This window comes from Paenibacillus sp. FSL H7-0918 (assembly GCF_038007025.1).
GTDB classification, from domain to species: domain Bacteria; phylum Bacillota; class Bacilli; order Paenibacillales; family Paenibacillaceae; genus Paenibacillus_AQ; species Paenibacillus_AQ odorifer.
On sequence record NZ_JBBOWJ010000001.1, the window covers coordinates 1,227,384 to 1,249,814 of the forward strand.

Annotated in this window: 11 protein-coding genes; 1 reads left to right on the forward strand and 10 read right to left on the reverse strand. The window is 47.2% G+C overall.

All coding sequences use genetic code 11. The features are described 5' to 3' along the window. Positions 1-323 precede the first annotated feature (323 nt). From MHI15_RS05690 to MHI15_RS05700, 3 genes are all read right to left on the reverse strand, one after another. A complete protein-coding gene (locus MHI15_RS05690; RefSeq protein WP_076281320.1) occupies positions 324-5,303 on the reverse strand; it encodes an S-layer homology domain-containing protein in 4,980 nt (1,659 codons plus the stop codon). Between the two features lie 382 nt (positions 5,304-5,685). Beyond that, the gene (locus MHI15_RS05695; RefSeq protein WP_076281319.1) at positions 5,686-7,227 is read right to left on the reverse strand and encodes a response regulator; all 1,542 of its coding nucleotides are present in this window, start codon (positions 7,225-7,227) and stop codon (positions 5,686-5,688) included. 242 nt (positions 7,228-7,469) lie between these two features. Then, the gene (locus tag MHI15_RS05700) at positions 7,470-9,791 is read right to left on the reverse strand and encodes a glycoside hydrolase family 95 protein (RefSeq protein ID WP_076281318.1); all 2,322 of its coding nucleotides are present in this window, start codon (positions 9,789-9,791) and stop codon (positions 7,470-7,472) included. A 214-nt stretch (positions 9,792-10,005) separates the two neighbouring features. On the opposite strand from MHI15_RS05700, the gene MHI15_RS05705 reads away from it, so the two are divergent. Next, on the forward strand, positions 10,006-10,875 hold the full coding sequence (locus MHI15_RS05705; protein WP_076128933.1) for a helix-turn-helix domain-containing protein: 870 nt from the start codon (positions 10,006-10,008) through the stop codon (positions 10,873-10,875). Between the two features lie 55 nt (positions 10,876-10,930). Here the strand turns inward: MHI15_RS05705 and MHI15_RS05710 are convergent, their stop codons facing one another. The 7 genes from MHI15_RS05710 to MHI15_RS05740 form a co-directional block, all read right to left on the reverse strand. Further along, positions 10,931-12,985, reverse strand: coding sequence for an alpha-galactosidase (locus MHI15_RS05710; RefSeq protein WP_076281317.1), 2,055 nt, complete (start codon positions 12,983-12,985; stop codon positions 10,931-10,933). Between the two features lie 249 nt (positions 12,986-13,234). Beyond that, the gene (locus tag MHI15_RS05715; RefSeq protein WP_076281316.1) at positions 13,235-15,619 is read right to left on the reverse strand and encodes a glycoside hydrolase family 95 protein; all 2,385 of its coding nucleotides are present in this window, start codon (positions 15,617-15,619) and stop codon (positions 13,235-13,237) included. Between the two features lie 11 nt (positions 15,620-15,630). Beyond that, complete coding sequence (locus MHI15_RS05720) at positions 15,631-17,346, reverse strand: right-handed parallel beta-helix repeat-containing protein (protein WP_139332056.1); 1,716 nt, start codon at positions 17,344-17,346, stop codon at positions 15,631-15,633. 66 nt (positions 17,347-17,412) lie between these two features. Then, entirely contained in the window at positions 17,413-18,546 is a 1,134-nt protein-coding gene (locus tag MHI15_RS05725; protein WP_076128927.1) for an SGNH/GDSL hydrolase family protein, read from the reverse strand. A 96-nt stretch (positions 18,547-18,642) separates the two neighbouring features. After that, a complete protein-coding gene (locus MHI15_RS05730; RefSeq protein ID WP_076281524.1) occupies positions 18,643-20,268 on the reverse strand; it encodes an extracellular solute-binding protein in 1,626 nt (541 codons plus the stop codon). A 136-nt stretch (positions 20,269-20,404) separates the two neighbouring features. Then, complete coding sequence (locus tag MHI15_RS05735) at positions 20,405-21,307, reverse strand: carbohydrate ABC transporter permease (protein WP_036683268.1); 903 nt, start codon at positions 21,305-21,307, stop codon at positions 20,405-20,407. Between the two features lie 15 nt (positions 21,308-21,322). Continuing rightward, entirely contained in the window at positions 21,323-22,177 is an 855-nt protein-coding gene (locus MHI15_RS05740) for an ABC transporter permease (protein ID WP_038574727.1), read from the reverse strand. Positions 22,178-22,431 lie beyond the last annotated feature (254 nt).

The window sequence follows — 22,431 nt, forward strand, 5'->3', positions numbered from 1 at the left end:
GTTCGACTTTTGCGGGGGATTCTACTTTGCCGGGGTGTGTTCGACTTTTGCACGGGATTCTACTTTGCTGGAGTGTGTTCTACTTTTACACGGGATTCTACTTTGCTGGAGTGTGTTCTACTTTTGCACGGGATTCTACTTTGCTGGAGTAAGTTCCGATAGATAGTAAAGTGCGGTATTAGTAACTGCCGAACAGCAATGTACCAAACAGTAATGTAATATCTATTAGCAAAGTTCGATAAAGTAGCTAATTTCATCAACTGATCTATCAAAAGAGCGACTCTTCGGTTAATGGAGAGTCGCTCTTTTGTAGTCATTTCAGCTTACTTCAAAATCAAATTATAGATCACTTGAGCCGCTTCTGCGCGCGAAGCGATTCCTTTTGGTGCAAACCGTTCATGACTTTGACCTTGAATCAGTCCTAGACTGGCCGCTTCATTTACAGAAGAAGTGGCCCAAGCAGACACCTGATTCATGTCGGTGAACGCTGCGGCAGTTGCACCGTTGGTTGTTGCGCCGTTAGTTGTTGCACCGTTGGTTGTTACGCCGTCGGTTGTTGCACCATTGGCTGTTACGCCGTTGTTCAGCTCGTAAGCCTTCATTAGCATCACCGTGATTTCTTCACGGGTAATCTGTGCGCCCGGCTCAAACTTGGACGCACTTCTGCCACTCACGATTCCCGCCTTGTAAGCGATTGAGATAGGCTCCGCATACCAGGCGGATGGAGCAACATCAGCAAAGCTTTCTTTTCCTGTCGCGGTCAGTCCAAGGGCATGAACAAGCATCGAGGTGAACTCGGCACGTGTAACTGCCCGGCTTGGTTCAAACTTTTCTTTGCTTGTGCCCTGCACATATAGCTTGGACGCCAGCTCTTGGATTACTGGGTTAGCCCAGTGATTGGCCGGAACATCGACAAAGATGCGGTTCAACTCCAGCACAGCATATTTGCTGAAGTGGCTGACCTCAGCTTTTAATACACCGTTAGCATAATCAGCTTGAATATATTCCAGCCTGCCATTGTCCGCGATATAATAAACACCGCCTCGTTTAGCATTGAAGCCTTCTGCCACTGGCATGATGAGTGTTATTGGCTTATCAAATGTAGCGAGTGTGTCTGTAATGCCTGACTTGGTGGTAATAGAAAGACTAAATTCATAGATGTCTCCCTTGAGTACAACAGCCGCATTAGTAGAACTAGCCACTGTAGCAACTAACTCATCGGCCTTGCTGCTGAGGTTCACCATCTTCAGGGCAATCTTGCTATCTTCCCGCTGTCCCTCTGGCAGCTTGTTTTGTAGCTGGTGAATTAGCTCCGCTGGTACCTGCAAGGAGAGCTTACCCGCATTCAAAACTAGGGTGTGGTTCGCCAACTGTCGGACTACAGCAGAGGATAACTGAACTTGTTGGATGTCCCCTTTAATCTCAACCACTACCTGACCAGAAGCACTGTCCACTTTCAGCATATCTGGCTTGAGAATCAAGGTTCCAGCAGCATTCTCCAAGCCCGAAGTACTGTCAGAGGTACCGCTATTGTTTCCTGGATTCCCAGGATTACTAGGCTCTCCTGGATTTCCCGGTTCTCCTGGATTACTAGGCTCTCCCGGATTTCCCGGATTTCCCGGCTCTCCCGGATTACTAGGCTCTCCCGGATTTCCCGGATCGCTCGGTTCTCCTGGATTTCCCGGCTCTCCTGTAGAGGCCTCTTTGACTGTGATTTCTGCCGATGCTTTGAACCCACCGTCTACCGTTTCCACAGTAATGGTGGCCTTTCCAGCTTCTACAGCGGTTACTGTTCCGTACACTACGGTAGCTACAGAGGTATCGCTCGAAGTCCAAAGTACTGCTTTATCCGTCGCATCATCCGGCGATACTGTAGCCGTCATCTTGCCGGTTTCACCAGCGGTCAACGAAAGCTCTGTCTTATCCAGTGTTATACCGGTTACTTTCTTAGGTGCAGCCGTCAATTTTACCAGTTTCGACTCTGTCGGCTGCAAGGACAATTTCATAGCTCCTGTGGCAGAGGAAACTTCTCCTGTCCAGAGATCTTGCGTAGTATAAATCTCTGCAGTATCCAATCCAGCGCGGCCAAGATCAACTTGCTTATCTGCCGAAGCAGATGCACTGTAATTGAATACGGCCAGATAATAATCATTGCCATCCTTCATAACAAAAGTATCGGCGGCATTGGCGTTTGTATTTCCTTCAAGTGGCTTGAACACTTTTCCTTTTAAAGCTAAATCGAGAACATCTTTGTTGTTGAACAAAGCGGTCATGTACTCCTGTGCTTTTGGATCGTTAACATCGTCAGAGCCAAGCAGTACTGTTCCAGCGATAACGCCAGAGTTCATACGGGTACGCGCTTCAGTCAAGCTGGTAGCACGGGCCAATGCCAAATGATCAGGATCGGTGTAGGTGTAGATCGTGCCATTTTGCCAAAAGCCATAGGTTAATGAATTCAGCATATATTCGGTTTCATTGATCTTGCCGTAGGTGTCGCAGGAAATTCGTCGGCTATGCGCATATTGGCTCGGGAAAATTGGCGCAATTGATGCGCTAATGAACATTTTTCCATCCAGACGTTCTTTCACATAACGCATTCCTTCATTATAAGCTTGGATTCCTGTCGTTATAGTTGGATCGAAATGTTGCCCCTCAAGCGAACCATGCGTTAAGAAATCCAATTTGATGAAGGTGAAGCCCAGAGCTTTAAATTTGTCCAAAAAATAGTTCATGCGCAATTGTGCACCAGGATGTGTTACATCCAAAGGAAAAGCCCCGTCCAGAGTCGGCAGCGGTTGACCCGCGGCATCCTTAAGGACAATATCGCCGTAAGTATATTTATTGTCAGTTCCCTCTACAATCTGGTCCATATTGTTGCCCCAGTATACAAACGGTGCCCAATAAATACCCGCATGCTGGCCATTCCCTTTAATAACCGATACGGCGTCAGTCAGCTGCTTATCATTCAGATTATCCCAATAAGAATCCATGTTAATAAATACATTGCCGTTATTATTGAAATTTTGCAGATTCTCTTTGTAGTAATTGGAGACATCCACTACATCTTGATACGAAAGCGTACCCTCGTAAGCTCCCCAGCTATTAAAACCAACCGGTACGCCTTGTGGCAGCTCGGGGTTTAGCACAAGTGCAGGTGTAATGATCGCATTAGCTTTGCCATACTCCTCAAGTCCTGTACGGTAATCACTGAAGGCCCCTACCATGATCATAGGTGAGGACAAGTTTGTTCCACTTAAGCTGCCATGAGGCTGGGTATCCCGGGTAACATCACTAGCTGCACCGCCATATACGACCAGCTCATTCAGCCGATTGGAGGAACCTTTCCAGTCGATGCCTGTCTTCCAGGTATCATGAGTTACAGAGCCAAGCACAAGGCCGCTGCGTGTCGAGTTGTTAAACACAGTCGTCATCTCATAGCTGGTATCTGCACGATTCATAGATTGAGATTTATAACGAATCCAAGCATCGTTGTCAAAAGGAACCGTAAGCACACGATTATCCGCACTAGCTCCGATATCCACACCACCTGTACGTTTTACGGTAATAGGTGACATATAGTTGGTCTTGACTGCTGTATCGCTGGCCGCATCCAGACAGGTCAGAAAATACTTTTGGTCGTCATAAAACTTGTAGACCTGCTTTAACGTCGGTTTTCCTGTGGAAGTGTGGACAAAAGTTAGCTCCACGCCTTTGCCGAAACCATCCTGAATGTCTACCGGAGCACCAACACTTGTATGACTCTCATAGCTTGTAGTCTCAACGAGCGTATCGCCGATTTTGATACTGCTATAGATCCCTTGCAGCTTCTGTCCGTCAGACCAGTTATAGCTTACATATCCGGACTTGGTATTATAGGACACTTCATATTGGCCATTTGATACAAGCAGTCCGTAAGTATATTCGGTAACTGTGATAGCTCCGTAGATCTTAGAAGCGCCCGGTGTTCCTAAATCACCGTCTTCCTCCACTGGGGGATTAGGATCCACACCCATAGCTGGCTCAACTATAATCCGGTCCAGATCTGGCGCATACCCGTTGCCATCTGTAAATTTGATTGTATTCTCGCCTTCGTTCAGTGGCAGTGTAAGTTCATACATTCCAACCGTATCCCAGTCCGGTGTCTTGGGCAGCTCATAATACTGCACTGCTCCACCATTCGCACTAACGTAGAAGCTGCGTGGGTCACCTGAAATATAGGCGACTGTGATTCGGTAATCACCAGTCATAGGGGCTGTAATCTTGTTGAAGGTTATGGAACTGCCGTTATTCAAGTACCCTACCTTCTGACCACCCGAAGCATTCGGGCTAGCGGAAACTTGGGCCTCGCCTGTCAAATCATTGAGTGGAGATTCTGCTTCATAGCTGAGGGTATAAGGAATAATTTCTATCCGGTCGAAATCTGGAGAATACCAATCATGATCTGAGAAGGTGATAGTATTCAAACCCTCTACCAAAGAGGCCTCCACATCATAGGATCCCACGGTGCTCCAGCTTGCCGTCTTTGGCAGGTCAATCATTTCATCCAGTCCATCGTTAACCTGCATATAGACAGGACGTTGATCGCCGGAAATATAGGAGATGCGGATTAAATACGTTCCCGCTGCTGGTACTGCAACATTTGTGAACTGTAAGGAACTGTTTTTGTTCAGATCCGTTACGATTTTACCGCCAGAGCCCACACTGCTGTCCGCCACTTTGGCGTTGCCTGTAAGCATATTCTCAGTAGCCTCGGCTTCCATGATCACACCATGCAGCTTCTCCTTCCAGTCACCCCCGGGTCCTTCACCTGGATCGCTGTCGTCCAGTCCATGGATTACGATCTTATCGATGTCCGGAGAATACCAGTTGTTGTCATCGATCAAGATGGTATTAGCACCCGAGTTCAGCGGAAGCGTCACATCATAAGTGCCTACCGTATCCCAGTCCACAGTCTTGGACGGTTCTTCAAATTGCTTGTCACCGCCATTGGCACTGATATTAAACGGGCGTGAATCGCCAGAAATATAATACACTGTAATTTTATAATTCCCCGGCTCGCTCACGGTCACATTATTGAACAACAAGGAGCTGCCTTGATACATGCCGCCAACTTTTTTCCCTCCGGAAGCCGCTGGGTGGTCAGAAATTGACGCATTACCCGTCAGAATATTCCCATCCGCTTCAGCTTCATAGCTATTTGTATCCTCGGCGTAGACCTTGCCGGCAAACTGAACACCGCTGCCTAACACTAAGCTGATCATAAGAAAGAACAAGACCCCTCTTTTCATTACACGTCCAAACATTTAATCCCTCCATTTAACTTTCTGATATAAGAAAAGCCTTCCGGTTGCAATTCATCAGTTGTTCCTCTTTCCAAATAACGTCTTCAGAACTCCTCTCCTTGTTGTAAGTAACGTCATGTAAGGAATGTACGGCCCGTACCGATTACTCTCTCAAGAATGCTGTATCCAACTATTGCCGTCTGGATTTCTTGAAAGCGCTATCGCAATTAGATGTGTAAAAAAGCTTCCTTTAATCGCAATAATGAATCAAGCCCCTCACATGTGCTGAGTTGTAATACATGCTTATTGTAAAAAGCAAAGGGGCATCTTTCCATATCGCAAGTTTACAATTCATAAAGGAAAGCGACTTTTCTTTCTATTCAGTAAGCAGAAGTGCGGAAGGTTAAATATTTTTCCTGTACTCGTTAGGTGTGACCCCAAGGTTCTTCAGAAATAGAGAAATAAAATAAGACGTGCTTTCGTACCCCACTCTCTGGGCAATATCTTGAATCTTCAGTGACCCGTCTGCGAGCAGCTCCTTAGCCTTATCAAGCCGAATACGGGTTAAATAATCGTGGATCGTGATGCCTGTTTTATCCTTAAAAATAGATCTTAAGTAGTTCGGTGACAGATAAACCTGATCAGACAGACTATTAATCGTAATCGGCTGATCGTAATTTTGTTCAATCACGCTGCGAACCTTGTGGACGAGCTTTGTATTTTTATCCATAAGTCGCTCACCTAGCATGCTCACGGCATCACCCGCAGTGCCCAGGATTAAATCCTCGATCTCATGTAAAGTCAGCGCATTATAGATGGAATGATAGAGCTCCGCCCGCTTAAAGCCCTCGGGAACAGACTGATGCAGCTGCTCTAGCAGTTCATCAACAAGATCAATCGCCCAATCACAGATGATTTTTTTCTTGATTCTCAGTGTGGCCAGTCCCACGAAATATTGATGCAGCTTTTGTGCGGCCTGCTCGAAGTCCAGCTGATGGATAGCTTCAAACCACTCTTTTCTCTCAAAAGGTGGCATATGTTCACTGTCGAACTGATTCGAAATAGCCTCGGCATGAATAATTAAGCCCGTGCCTTTATAAAAACGTTCATTTAAAATCACACGCGTCTGCTTATACAGATTATAGACCAGCGCTAATTCTGCTGCCTGCGCTCCGACTGCTGCCGTCACCGTAAAATCCAGCGCACTACGAATAGCCACAGCTAAATCCTCCCAAGCATAATAGCCAGGCTGTTGAGTCGCTTCCATGAACACACCTGTCTCGCCATCCTTGTAAGGAACAAAAACAACCTCTATATTTTTCGCCTTAAAAAAGTGATCCAGATAAGAAATCAACCGGCTCATACACTCTTCCAGACTCTGCTGCTCACCCTCCGCCTCTTTGGGATCTATGCTGAACAGTGCCATGGTATAACGATTACTCTCTGGGAGACGTGTCAGCCTATTGAAGTTATTTGCCAGCTCTGCGGCTTGCTCCGCATTTTTTTCAAAAGAAAGCTCCTTAAGAATCTTAGTTTTAGCAGCCTCCATAGAACGTTGTTTCATCTGAACCTCTTCGCAGCGCGCTTTAACCTTTTCGATAACGCTTTCAATTTCAGTCAAATCTAGCGGCTTCAGTAAATATCCAACAGCTCCTACATTAAGGGCCGATTTAACATAGTGGAATTCATCATGTCCGGTGAGGAACATAATTTGCATCTGGTCATAACATTCATGTATTTTTTTAGCCAACTCAATTCCATTCATTATCGGCATCTGAACATCTGTAAGAATAATATCCGGTTGAAAAGCCTCTATTTTCTCCAAAGCTTCTCTACCATTGCTCGCTGTTCCGACTACATAGATGCCCATCTCTTCCCAGCGGATATAATCTCTCATCATCTCAAGACCCATTTCTTCATCATCTACCAAAAAAATACTATACACCTGAGGTTCCCTCCTTCTTGTTGTCTGTATTTGCTCCTATTATATTCTTTTCCCCTTAGGCGATCATCGACCAAATAAATGTAAGTCATTTTCAGGCATGAATCGTTACTTTGTAAGATCTAATCCCAACGTGCTCGTAAAAAGGCTATCGGGTCCTAAGCAGACCAGATAGCCCTTCGATACCTACTCATCATTATTCGGACGCATAATGAAAACGGAGGCTCATCGCCCCCGCCGAATCATTATAACAGCTCCAATTGGCTGTTGAAATAGTAGCTTCCTCCTGTTTCTGCTTGGAAGGTAGTTCTCTGATCTCCCCATCGAAGGGTCACCGTTCCCGGTGCGTAGGTGCGAAGCGTAGCTTCCGTCAACTGCCCCTTCTCCCAAACTACGTCTACCTCTACCTTTCCTTTGGCTCGTAATCCAGACACCGATCCTGTATTCCAGGCTTGCGGAAGCGCTGGCAACAGATGAATTTCATCCGCGTGGCTTTGCAGCAGCATCTCTGCAATGGTAGCCGTCCCGCCAAAGTTGCCATCCACGACAAAGATATTGCACTCTGCCCCACCAATCCCTGATTTGGAGAAACTGAACAGATTATCGAAGCACAGTCCGCTAATTAAATGAGAGATATGCTTATACGCCTTCTCCCCGTCATATAGTCTGGCAAAACTAAGACCGAATAAGGCGGCGGTGAACTCTACATCCTCCAGTTCTTCCTGAGCCATCCGGTTCTCCAGCGTTACCCTTGCTGCCGCGCTTAACTCCGGTGTTCTGTCCGGTGTAATCTGGTTGCTTGGATACAAAGCGAACAAATGAGCCAAGTGTCGATGCTCAGGTTGCGCTTCTTCATAATCTTCAAGCCACTCCTGCAGCTGACCTCTTTTACCAATCTGTAGCGGGGGTAACTTAGCCATAGCTTCCTTTAGCTTCAGCTGAAGCTCCACATCTGTATCGAGCAACACCGCAGACTTCAGGCAGAACTCGAAAAGATCTTGCACGAGCACTTGATCCATGGTCGAGCCCATAGACAGCTGCTGTGCACCCTCGCTGCTATCTGCGGGATAGAAGCTGTTCTCTGGCGAGTTAGAAGGACCCGTCACCAGCCAGCCATATTTCGGATGAATCGTCATATAGTCGAGGAAGAATTCTGCGGCTTCTTTTAGCACAGGATATGCCTGGCGCTCTAGAAATACACGATCCTGACTATATTCATAATGCTCCATCAGATGGGTTGCAATCCATAATCCGCCTGTGACATTGAGCCCCCATGAGGTTTCCCAGCCCGGAGCTGTAAACCCCCAGACGTTAGAGAATACATGCGCTACCCATCCTTTGCTGCCATATAAATCGCGTGCAGTTGATTTTCCCGCCTGAGATAAATCTTCAATATATCGCATCAATGGAAGGTGGCTGTCTGCAAGGTTCACGACTTCTGTCGGATAATAATTCATCTGTGTATTAATATCGAGATGATAGTCGCAGCTCCAGCCCATACGGCAAGCCTCACCGTCATTCCAGATTCCCTGCAAGTGCAGTGGAAGAGGTGAATCTTCTCGTGATCCGGCAATGGTTAGGTAGCGGCCATACTGGAGGAACAATGCGAACAACTGAGGGTCCTCAGCCTGATCCTGTGCCAGTAACCTAATCCGCTGATCGGTAGGCAGACCTTCTTTCCCGGAGCTACCCAATTGAATATCCACCTTTGCATAATCCTGACGGTAATCTTGAATATGATCTTCTTTTAACTGTGCATAACCTTTGGTTAATGCCTGCCTTAGGTTGCTGTAGCTCTCCGTCTCCCAATCCTGATTGCTCCGGCGATAATCGGTACTGACCCCAAAATAAATCCGGGCCTCATTAGCTCCGGAAACTCTTAATCGGCCATCCCCCCTGTAGATCGTACCGCCGGATAGACTTATTTTGAGCTGCCCTTTTGCCCATACCCCGCATTTACCATTACTGTGCACCTTTTCTGTAGCTTGCCCCTTGAATTCAATAGTGTCGCCATCCACAACCTCAGTCGTAAACGATTCTGTCCCACCTTCGATGGCAATCGTAAAGGATACACCTCCAGGCCTATCGCTCCAAATTCTTGAAACTACCAGATCATCGGCATGTGAAGCGAAGACCTCTCGACGGATTGTTGTTTCGCCGCTCTCATAGACCGCCCCAGCCACTGCACTTGTCAATTCCAGCTCCCGCTGAAACATACCGCCTGATTTAACATCCGCATCCTGGGCAAAATCAATAACCACCTCGCATAATCCCAGGTTCGTACCGAAATTTTGTTTTTTAGGCTGTAAATACTGTTTGGCTAAACGATCACCGCTGTCATAATCGCCGGCAAAAAAGTGACTTCGCATCTCTTCCAGCGCAGTTCTACCTCCGGCAGGAGCAGGGTCGGGATCCGTTTGCCCAGACCAATAGGTCACCTCGCTCATGCTCCACACTTCACGATGCGGCGCCGCCATTACAACAGCACCTATTCTTCCGTTACCCAACGGCAACCCTTGCGACCAGCTTGTTGCAGGGGTTGAATACCACAATTTAAAATCGCTCATTTGATCGTCTCCTGTCTGTAATAGACCTTCAAAAGTTGTTGTTAATTAATCCGCTTTCTCTGTTATTAACATTGTGTATTTATCGCATTTATCGTAACATCATCAGTACTACTAGTCTTTGTTGACTCGTTCATTCATTTGACAATTTATCCGTTATCCCAAATATTTAACTACAGGCCAAAATTAAGAAATGCTGCTAGCAAAGGGGTATAGTATGAACAAACTATCTGAAATCACACCGTATGTTGGAGCAATCATGCCTTATCTGTACGACGGAAGCAGCAATGAGCATCTGCGCGTCGGCAATGCCTACGCCTTTCATCTGTTTACCGATGGCCCCGGTGAGATGGAAATCGACGGAGTTCGTTATCCGATTGAGCGTAGAACACTGGTGTTTCTGCGCCCCGGCCAGCCACATGCCTTTCATATTTCCCCTTCTCATCCACTCTCGTCCTACAATGTCTATTTTGATTTGTGGGACAAGCAGTCGCCTATGTCTACTAATCTTTCTTTTATCCATGCGCCTGAACCCTTTAGGCTTGAGAAAAAGGCCACCGAAGTCCCCTGTGCCGAGCTGAAAGAATTGCCCTGCGTTTTCCCGCTAGCTAAATATCCACAGCTATACGATAGTCTTGTGATGATTGCTAAAATATACAATGAAGCGATATTCTACCGGAATGAAGCGGTTCATAGCTTGTTATACGGTTGGATATTAAGCTGGTATAATGCCCTCCATCAGCATCAGCCAAGCGATTATCGGATTGTCCGCCTGTTGGAGTATTTGAACACTCATCCCGAACGTGGTAAATCTATCGAAGACTGGGCACAGCTCTGCGGACTCAAGCGAACTTATTTTCATGAGCTGTTTCTGCGAGAAACCGGAATGACGCCGCGCGCTTATCATCATAATCTCGTTATGCGGCGGGCGGCAGGTCTGCTTCTGGAGAGCGAGCTAAGTGTTACTGCCATTGCTGAGAAATTGGGCTATCCTTCAATCCATCCCTTTTCCAGACATTTCAGTGCCTGCTACGGCATAAATCCCACACAATACCGCCTTAATCCGCAAAGCCGAAAACAAATATAGGTTGTAAAAAAGAATACGCGCTATCCGCAAGAAGCAGAGGGCGCGTATTCTTTTGTTATTTTGCCGTCAATTTGAAGATTTTAGATTCTGCGGGTTCAAGCGTAACTTCCAGCTTTCCTGAGGTTTCCCCTTCTACACCTTCCCATAGGTCCAGTAGCTGGTAAGCAGCTTGAGCATTCAGCCCTGCCCGTTCTAATGAGAGGGATTTAGGAGCAGATTTCGTGACATCGTAATTGAAGACAGCTATATAAAAGGCATTTTCTTCTGCAGATTCGAGCACAAAAGTATCACAGGATTGCTTGCCGAAGTCCCCTTCGATCGGTCTGAAGGTTTTGCCAAGACGAGCAACATCCATAATGTCCTTATTGCTCAGCCAAGCTTTAGCCCGGGCGGCGGCTTCCTCTTTTCGGAAGTCATCCCCTAGCAGCAGCACCGTTCCCGCGATCACCGAAGCGGTTAGCCGGCTCCGGCCTTCATGCCAGCCCGTGGCTTCCTGGTTATGACTCTTGTACAGTACGGAATGGTCGGGATCATTGAAACGGTACAATGAATCGCTCATCCACCAGCCATGGGTCAAAGAGTTGAGCATATATTCTGTGTCCTGCAGCGTGCCAAAAACATCACAAGAGACACGCCGGCTATGTGCAAATGCATAAGGGAACAACGGTGCGATGGACAGATTAATAAAGAACGGTCGACCAATAACCTCTGGAGACAGCTTATTCTGCAAGTAGGACATACCGTAGTGATACGCCGCAATGCCCGTCGTAATCTCCGGATTGTGATGCTGGCCTTCCAGTGCGCCATGTGCCAGGAAATCCAGCTTGATATACTCGAATCCTTCCGAGATGAATTTATTTGTATACCAATCTATTCTTTGCAGGTTCCCCGGATGTGTGGGGTCAATGGCTAGCCCTCCATCAACATCCGGCAGAATCTCTCCTTCGCTGTCCCGAAGTAGGATATCGCCATAGGTGTATTTACCGTTCGTACCCTCCACGACATCTCCGAACTGAGTAGGACTTCCCCAGAAAGCGAAAGGGGTCCAGTAAGTTCCCGGTCTATGACCATTCTTCCGCACTAGCTCAAGTGCATTTTTCATTTCTTCTGCTGTGAAATTATCCCAAAAAGCGTCAAAGTTGATGTACAGCGTATCCTCATTCTGGAATCCTAACGGCTGCACTTCTTTTTTCAAAAACTCACTGGTCGACGTATACAAATCATAATCCAGATCAGCCATTGCAGCAGACCAGCTATTCCAGCCAACAGGAACGCCACCCTCCCAAGCCAGTGGAGCTTCAATCCATGTATTGGCCCGGCCGTAAGCTTCAAGACCTTCTCTGTAATCATCATAAAAACCTACGAATACGAGCGGAGACTCCACTCTTTTGCCTTTTACATAACCGTGCGGCTGAAAGTCGCGGGTTAATTCACTCACAGCCCCACCGTAAAGATCCAGCTCCTCGATCTGGCCGCTTCGCTCGCTTTTGATACGAATACCCGTTTTCCACACCTTGTGAGTTATGGAACCCATGATAATTCCTCGCCGGCTATCCGGCGCGAACACTGCCGTTACCTCGTAGCTCTCTGTATCCATAGGTGGCTTCACCACTGTATATCTGACCCATTTATCGTTGTCGTAAGGCACACGCAGGATGCTTGGTTCATCCGGTTGACCTGACTCGCCGCCGAGGGATACCGATTTGCTCTGAATGACCGCCATGCGGTTCGCTTTGATATCCTCATCGCTTGCGATCACACTTTGCATCAACACATATGAGGAGGACTCATAAATATAAAAATGCTGCTCCAGCTGAGGCAGCAGGGATGTTTCATGTACAATCACTAGATGAACACCTTTGCCAAAACCTTCACGAACGACCTCTTCCTGCAACTTCAGCACGTGGCTCTGATAGTGTTCAGTATTATATTCCCGGCCCTGCCAGCGAAAGGCGCTGCGAATCCCCTTTACATGTGCAGAAGTCCCGCCGACAACGGATGACTCACCCGTTCCGAGATCAATCTCCAGATTCACCAGGCCATTGGTTACACGGATAAGAGACGTTGTGTCTGTATTCACGTTTACGGTTGTATTACTGTCAGTTAGCATAATTTGCCTCCTTGTTGCTGCATTTTGGACCTTGAAGGCCGCAGTCTCAGTAGCTGTATCCCCCAAGTATGACCTCATTATAAAGAGCGGATAAAGCGTTTTCTATACAACGATCTTCCGATCCATACCGCGATCTAACACATCTTACCTAAACTCTGCTGGTCCTGAAGCTTCATGCTGAAAATGCAAAAAACAGCAGCAGGACCAAACGTTCAGGTCCTACTGCTGTTCATACGCTTATAAAACGGATTATTGCTGATCACCAATGATAAGCTTGTAGGATTGTCCCGCGGTTGTAGCGAAACTTACCCTTCCTTCGGCGGAACGTTCACACTGTATATCCTGACTGCCACAGGTTACCTTAAGTGGGGTATCCATGCGGATCACACATTCTGTGCCCAGCAGGGAAGTGATCTGCGCTTCCACTAGCTTGCCGTTGTCCCACTGAATGCTGACTTCAAAGCCACCGCGGGCACGTAAACCTGCAACGCTTCCCTCCTGCCATTCATTTGGCAATGCAGGCAGTAGTTCGAGATAGCCGCGGTGAGATTGCAGCAGCATTTCGGCAATCCCGGCGGAGGCTGCAAAGTTGCCATCAATCTGGAACGGCGGATGCGCGCCGAGCAGATTGGCATAAACTCCGCCGTGATTATATTGCTCCGACTCCCCGTCCTTCACCAGCCGCAACATGTTGGAGAGCAGACGCAAGGAACGGTTTCCATCCCGGAAGCGGCTCCATAAAGCGACTCTCCAGCCCAGACTCCAGCCTGTGCTTTCATCCCCGCGCCGCTCCAGCGAGGTTCTTGCCGCAGCAAATAGCTCAGGGGTCTCTTCTTCTGACAACTGGCGGCCCGGATAAATTCCAACCAGATGCGAGGTATGTCTGTGGTACATGTCCTCATCCTCAAAATCAGAGGACCATTCCTGCAGTTGCCCGTACTTGCCAACCTGCAGTGGCAATAGACGCTCACGGGTACTTTTCAGCTCTTCACGCAAAGCCTCATCCGTTCCAAGAATCACTGATGCCTCGATACAGTTCGTGAACAACTCCCAGATCAGTGATATATCCATTGTGGCACCCGGGCTGACCGCAGCCACACCCTCCGCTGTCCGGAATTTATGCTCTGGTGAAGTGGACGGGGAGGTCACAAGATTACCCTTGCCGTCGTCAATCAGCCAATCCAATGCGAACAGAGCCGCCTCCTTCATGACAGGATAAGCCGAAGTCCGCAAGTATTCAGTATCTCCGCCAAAAGCAAAATGTTCCCAAAGATGCTGGGTCAGCCAGATGCCGCCCATTGGCCAATAGGCCCAGCTTGGATCTCCATCACCATAATCACCTACCGGTGCAGTGTGTGCCCAAAGATCCGAGTTATGATGAGCTACCCAGCCCCGGGTGCCATAGTTGGTCCGAGCGGTATCCGCCCCTCTCTTCGCCAGATTGCCGACGAAATCCAAAAGTGGCTCATGACATTCTGCCAGATTGCAAATCTCAGCGGGCCAATAGTTCATTTCTGTATTGATATTCAGTGTATAGTTACTGCTCCAAGGCGGACGAGTAGAGGCATTCCATATTCCCTGAAGATTGGCGGCCTGCGTTCCGGGACGCGAGCTTGCGATCAGCAAATAACGTCCGAAATGAAACAGCAGCTCAACTAGACCCGGATCTTGCGCGGAGTAAGTCGTAATCCGCTGCTCGGTTGACATTCCTTCCGGTGCCAGCGGCTTGCCCAGCCGAAGCTTCACCCGATCGAAAAGTGCCCGGTAATCAGTGATATGCGCTTGAAGCAGGCTGGTGTAAGACTTGCCTTGAGCACTTGCCAAGAAGGAGGCTGCAATGGTGGAGGCATCTTTTCCTTCAATTCCCGGGATTAGGTCATACCCGTTAAAACCTGTAGCCGCACTGAAATAAAAGGTTGCCGCTGTCGCACCCAGCAAATGAATCCCACTGCCATCAACCGTTACTTGGCCGTCATCCGCCGTCACGGAGAGTTGTCCTTCGAAAGCCATTCCCTTGCTGCTGCCTAATTCACCGTATTGGATGGGATTGTCGCTCCCGAAATAGCTTGGATCTACATGCTCCGGTGCCGTTCCCGATAGAACAAAGCTGTCACCTTGCGGATAAAGGTTGTGCCGGAGTGGACTTTCCAGCGTGGCATGCACATTCAATGCGCCTGGCACACTTGCGGTCAAACGAAGAACAAGCAACTGATCAGGATGAGAAGCGAACATCTCACGGGTATAAGTAACATTGCCAATCTGATATTCAATGCGATGCAGCGCATTTTCCACATCCAGTGTACGCTGATAAGAATGATAGACGTTGCCATGTTCAAAACGAAGCAATAGATCACCAAAAGGTAAATAAGATTGAGTATACGGCCCCATCATTTCTCTGGTCAGCGTGTCCGCCTCAACATAACGGCCTTCTTGAATCAGCTGTCGCACCTTTGGCAGAACGTTCTTAGCACCGGGATTGTTACCCTCTTTTGGGTATCCTGACCAAAGCGTATCCTCGTTTAGACTAATTTTCTCCTGTTCCACACCACCGAAGATCATACCGCCCAGACGTCCATTCCCAATTGGAAGTCCTTCCGTCCATACATTTGCTGGCTTGTCATATTGAAGTTTCATACGCGCTCTCCTCACCATCTGTCATTTAATAAATTATCAGTAATTTCAACCTCACTGCAGGCATTTAATTCAATCGCATCATCAAGATTCGAAAGACTCGCCTCACCACTGCCTGCCAGAATTCCATTGCACTTAAAGACCAGTCCGCAGGCGCTCTTGGCACTAAGGGCCAACACATCAATACTTTCAAACTTGTTATTCGTGATGACAATTCTCTGGTGAACGGGAGCACGCTTATCTATCTCCACATTCTCAGGCGAAATAAAGATAACCGGATGCTTTTGACTTCCACATTCCAGAAAATGATTGCCGCTGATGATCACATCCTCCACCTTGCCGGATTCATACCAGGACTCAGCATCCACTGCAATCAGAATGGCATTCATATGCATCCGTTCAAAAATGTTACCCTTAATTTCCACTTTGCGCCGGGTTGTCACAAGAATACCGCGGGTGGGTACTCTCGCGAAGTGATTATTAGTGACTTCAACCTCTGGAGTCCAGGTAACATTCTCTATAACATCATGGCTGCCTATATCATCAGGAGCCAGATGAGCCAACGTCAACAAAAGCTCGCGTGGATTTAGCCGCTTCACTTCGACCACTTCATTAGCCGCATAAGTGGTCAATGAACCGGAGCGAACAAATTCAATTTCGTCCCCCGGATAGAAAGCCATAAATCCGTAGGTCTGATGATGCATGAACCGGACCTTTACTACATTCGCCGATGGCTGCTCTACGATCCGCAGATAAGTACCATGGACATTAACGGGATCGTCATGTGAACCGGAAAAATTACTATCGGCAATGATCACCTTTCCCCGGCAGCTAGACATGTGAATAAAGTCCGCAAAGCCTGTGACCGTTCGTCCCGTTTCCGGACGCGGTGAGAGATCCATACGGCGGAAGCTGAGATTCTCGCTGAACTGGCCAACGATGCCAAGTCCATGCAGAAAATGTATCCCAATATCGCTCAAGGTGATGTTCGAGCTTTCCGTAATGAATACGCCCACCTGATCACGGATGCCGTCACGGCTTTGTAGAACATGCCCCGGAATAACCTCAGGCTGAAAATTAAAATGCAGACGGAGCTTCATCGGCTCCAGTTCCTCGACAGTGTCTGCCTGCTCCAGCCAGTTATCCATCCGCCAAGTCGTATTGCGCTGCGGATCATAAGTCTGCATTGGGCCTTCAGAAAAGCTCCAGCCCTCACCGATCCAGACCAACTTATCCTCCCTAATCTCATAACGTGAATCGGGATGTACTTGGACATCGAATGAATGGTCACCGCTTTCGGTAATCGTCATCTCCGTCACAGTTGGCCGGGCATAGTCGGTATGTAAATTACGGATCTCCACATTCTTGCAGCCATCCAGCAGGAGCATCGTTTGCTTGCCGTGAAAAATAAATAATGAACCATTGCCTTCCAGCGTTAAATTATATTGTCCCTTCAGCAAAATACCGATGGTCTTAGTGACATCCCTGTTCTCTTCTTCACTGGCAGTATTTGAGATAAAATAAGGTTTGCGGATGGCCTCGTCCGGATAGAAATGATAGCAGCCCTTCGGGCAATCCAGTAGTACCGGACCGGGAATTTCAGCGACAGCCTGTATAGCCCGAACCATGGCTGGCTGCGCGTCTAAACCAGAATCCGGCAGCACTCCATAATCCGTCAGGCGGATTACAGCAGGAGTAGTTAAGGCGTTATTTTCAGCAGAAGTAATCATCGGCACCGCCTTTCTTTTTTTGTAAACGCTTAATATTTGGCAGTATAATCTCTCCGCTTAAAATAATCAATTGTGCAGCAGTTTCAGAATACGCAGACTGGTGCCTTTACTCTGTTCATCCTTCAGCCCCGTAATGCGTACTGAAACATGCAATTCTTGACGTTGTTCCTGGATCGGAAACATGGCGATAATAGGCCGAAAGGCAAGCGGACACCATTCATCGAATAAGTTCACAGCTTTATAAGAACTGCCATTTAGCGAATATTCAAAAATCCCGCTATCCGGTCCGTAGAGCAGCATCAAGCCTGCGCTTTGCCCGGTCACTGTAAAAGAAAAAACAGCCTCCTTGCTATGGGTATACAGATGCTCTGTTCCAAAACGCCAGTTCATCAGCGGATCTCCTGCAGCCAGTTCGCGAAGTTCGTAACCGTTCACAAGATCAGCCGCACGGAAATCAAGCAGGCTGCCGTATTCATAATTTTGCTCCGCCAAAGGTGGAATATCTAAAGAGCTTTCGCTACTCAAATTCGTCTTGTTAGGAACAAGCGCTGTCTCCAGATACTCTCGCAAAAAAGAGGCATACAGCGCATGACCTTCATCATTGGGATGATATCCATCCGGTGCCAGCTTAGTCCACTCCATTTGTTCCGCCTCTAGCTGCGCATAGACTCTAGCTGCAAAATTAACAGAGGGAAGCTGATAATGTTCAGCTACTTCTTCATGGACAGCAATATTAAAGGGATTGCTCCCGGAGAGATTCTTCTCTGCTGCTGTATACAAAAAGCAAATATCAGTGCCCGGTGACAACCGCCTGCATTGGCGGACAATGCCCTCCATCCCTCTAATGGATTCTTCCCGGTCATTGCCGTCATTGACGCTAAATTCAACGAATAACAAATCAATTGTGCCCTGCTGCAGGACATGCTCCTGTAATCGATGAGCACCTAAAGTTGAGTTCGTCCCCCCCACTCCCGCGTTGATGAAGCGGAACTCCTGATCCGCAAACCGCTCCTGAAGATACTTACCAGTGAGTGCTCTCCAGCTATATGTGTCTGCTTCGGAAGCACCTGCCCCCTCCGTAATTGAGCCGCCTAAAAAGGCAACGGTTACAGTCCCTTTTTCCGTAAGCCTGCCGTTAATTTGAGGTAGTCCACGGCGCGGAACTACAAATGAATGATTGCAATGATTCTCGTCTGTCATAACTCAACCTCCATCCACAAAAACCCATATTTTCCCCTGAAATCAAGAAATCAGGTGCGGGGTCTATCATACAGCACCTGATTCTGATTTCAATATTTATTTTTTTGAAGTATCATAAGCCTTTTGTAAAATTTCGAGATAACGGTCAAGCTTCAAGTTCTGCAATCCCTTTACATAAGCGTCCCAGTCCTTGTTCAGATCCTTGTTGCCTGTGATGAATTGCAGCTCATTTTGTTCGATGTAATTTTTCAAATTTGTCTGCAGCAAGCTGGCTTCATCAATCTCACTTGGATCAATCCAGATCGACCAGATGGGGAATAACTCTTTAGGCTCATGACCTTCGTATAGCAGAGTCGCATCATACAGTCTACGTTCATAACCATCAGAAGCAAAGATGTCGGTACCTTGAACGTAAGTATCACGGTATTCTTTAGGCTCATAGAAGTGAGCCATACCACTCCAGCCTGCATTACGTGGTGCTGCGCCTTCTTCACCTGGAATTAGTTTGATCATCGGTTTAACATCTTTACCCAACGCCACATCGCCTTCAACCGGATCTGTCCAATCGGTTCCCTTCAGGCCAGCTGCGCCATTCGTTTGGCCTTCTGGTGTAAACATATAATCCACCATCTTGATCAGTGTAATTTGTGCTTCTTCACTTGCTTTGTTTGTGATCACGAATTTTGCACCCGGGACTACGCCGCCTCCATCATGAGTCGCATAGGAAATTCCTTGAGGTCCCGAAATCGGAGGAAGCGGGTTGTAATGTGCTGAACGGGTATTCCCCGGGTCGATATTTACGAAGATCGCTGGGTGCATACCTGCACCTGCGCCTAGAATTTCTGCATCAGCATTTTCACCGATTTTCTTAAAAGCTTCCGCGTTTTGTGTAAAGGCACCCGGATCAATCAAACCTTCGTCAAACAGGGATTTAATATAGGTCAATCCTTCTTTCCACTCCGGAGTAATGGCAGCAGATTGCACCTTTCCATCCTTCATGTTCAGGTAATTACGATCATCATCATAAACAAATGCGTTCATCAAGAAAGGAACGATCCGTACGCCGAACTCCTCGATGGAACCGCTTAGCGGCACTTCATCCGCTTTGCCATTGCCGTTCGGGTCTTGAGTTTTAAAGGCTTTCAGTACATTTTTGAAATCCTCAGTGGTCTTCGGCATCTCCAAGTTAAGCTTTTTCATCCACTCAGAATTCAGCCACATTTTGCTAGGATAGGAACAGTGGAAACATTCTGTATAAGCTACAAGTCCGTAAATGTTGCCATCAGGTGTAGTATTAAGCGTTCTTAGGTCAGAGTTCTTTTCCATGGCTGCTTTAATATTTGGAGCATATTTATCAATCAGATCATTTAGAGGAATGAGTACACCTTGCTTACCGTATTTCAGTAGATCGGCCTGTGAGAATTGATCAATATAGTGAGTAAGCAGGTAAGCATCCGGATAGTCACCACTCGCCAGTGAGATCTGGCGTTTTTCCTGAGCACCATCCGATGGGTTGATCTGCCAGTTGAATTTGAAATTAAATTTCTCTTCTACATGTTTTGTGAATTTATTGGTCGGAAGGTCGATGCCGGATTCCTGAACTGAGAACACGCTGATCTCAACCGGCTTGCCAGACGAACCCGAACCAGAACCCTGCTGCGTGCTGGATGCGTTATCTGTATTTTTATTTGCACATCCGCTAATTACAACCGTAAATGCCATGACCAGAATTAGTAAAGTAATCAAGCTTTGCTTCTTCAAATATTATCACTCCCTTTTGTAATTTAGCAGGTGATACGATGATACCTTAAGTGTGTACTCCGGGCATACCTCCTTTCCAAAAAAGAGACTCCTAAGATCAACCCTTGACGGAACCAACAAGCATCCCCTGTACAAAATAACGCTGTACGAAAGGATAGATAACAAGTACCGGCAAGGTGGCAATCACAATTAAGGAATACTTCAGCAGCTCGGAAAGCTGTTGTTTCTCGACCAGTTTCCCCACGTCCATGGCCCCACCAGCGCTGTTGTTCTGAATGATGATGCTTCTCAGGACAAGCTGTAAGGGGAACAAATCTGCTGATTTCAGATAAATCAACGCATCGAAATAGGCATTCCATTGACCTACCGCGTACATAAGCACCAACACTGCGAGAATCGGCTTGGATAAGGGAAGCACTACGCTCCAGATGAATCTCATATCACTACAGCCGTCGATTTCACTAGCTTCCAAAAGCTCCTCCGGAATCGAGGATTGAAAGAAGGAGCGGGCAATAATGACCTGCCAGACCCAAATGGCGTTCGGAATCAGCAGCGCCCAGCGAGTGTCGATCAGATGCATCTCCTTCACTACCAAATAGGTGGGAATTAGCCCCCCACTGAAGATCATGGTGAAGGTAATGATCATCATCAGTGTATTTCGTCCGAAAAAACCTTTTCGAGACAGCGGGTAAGCGATCATGACCGTTAAAGTTATACTAATCAGCGTTCCCGCTGCGGTGTAGAAAATTGAGTTTCCATAACCAGTGATAATCTCAGGCGTATTCAGCAATACTTTGAAACCCTTGAAGGATATATCTACAGGCCAGAGCCAGACACGACCAGAGGTCACTGCTGCCGGACTACTGATTGAGCTGCTGATGATAAAAATAAGCGGATAAAGTACAGCGATTACCACAAGAGTAAGCACGATATAGATTGTGATCAGGAACGCTTTGTCGCCGACGGATTCTTTAATCTTTTTTTGAACTGCTGCTGCCATAGATGAGCTCCTTTCCTACCAGATGCTGTTCTTAGTGATTCTTTTCGCCAGACCGTTTACTGTAAATAAGAGAACCAAGTTGATGATGGAGTTGAACAGGCCCACCGCAGTTGCAAAGCTGTAATTGGCATTCAACAGGCCGACCCGATAGACATACGTGGCAATGATCTCAGAATTAACGAGGTTAAGCGGGTTCTGTAGCAGGTAGACTTTTTCAAAGCCAATCGCCATTACATTCCCTACATTCAGAATCAGAATGATAACGATGGTTGGCACAATCCCTGGCAAATCGACGTGGCGGATTTTTTGAAACCGCGAGGCTCCATCAACTTTGGCAGCTTCATAAAGTGTTGGGTCTATCCCTGCAAGCGCTGCCAAATATACGACTGCACTGTAGCCCGCTGTCTGCCAAATATCAGACCACACATAAATCGAACGGAACATGCCGGGTTCACCTAGGAAGTTAATAGAATCCAGTCCGAAGAAGTTGAGTGCAATGTTGGCAAAACCGAGCCGAGGGGCCAGAAAGAGCATAACGATTGACACCATGACAACCGTCGAGATGAAATAAGGGGCAAACGATACAAGCTGAACGAATTTCTTAAACCTTCCTCCCCGTACCTCATTAATCATGAGCGCAAGAATAATCGGGATTGGAAAACCCGCCAGCAGCTGATAGCCACTAAGCATAATAGTATTCTTGAGCAGTGTCCAAAACTGCGGATTCTCAAAGAAGAGCTGAAAGTTTTTAAATCCGACCCATGGACTTCCCCATATCCCTTTTATGACGTTATAGTCCTTAAAGGCTAGGACAGTGTTCAGCATCGGATAATACTTGAAGATAATAAAAAACAGCAAAGGCGGAATCACAAGCAGATGTAACTGCCAGTGCTTTTTTATGCTTTTGCGAGCATTTTGTAAGAATACGGGGCCTTTGCTTTTCGGCAACGACTTGCGATGTAATACTAATTCTTTCTCCAGAACAATTCCCCCTAAGCAGATGTCTGTGATATGTGATAGCGCTTTCTACGGATTGATCATAGATGACTTTTATCTCCAAAAGAAAGGTACACTTGGGTGCTTCAGCGTACAAATCGCCCTATCTGAGGAGCACAAAATAGCAG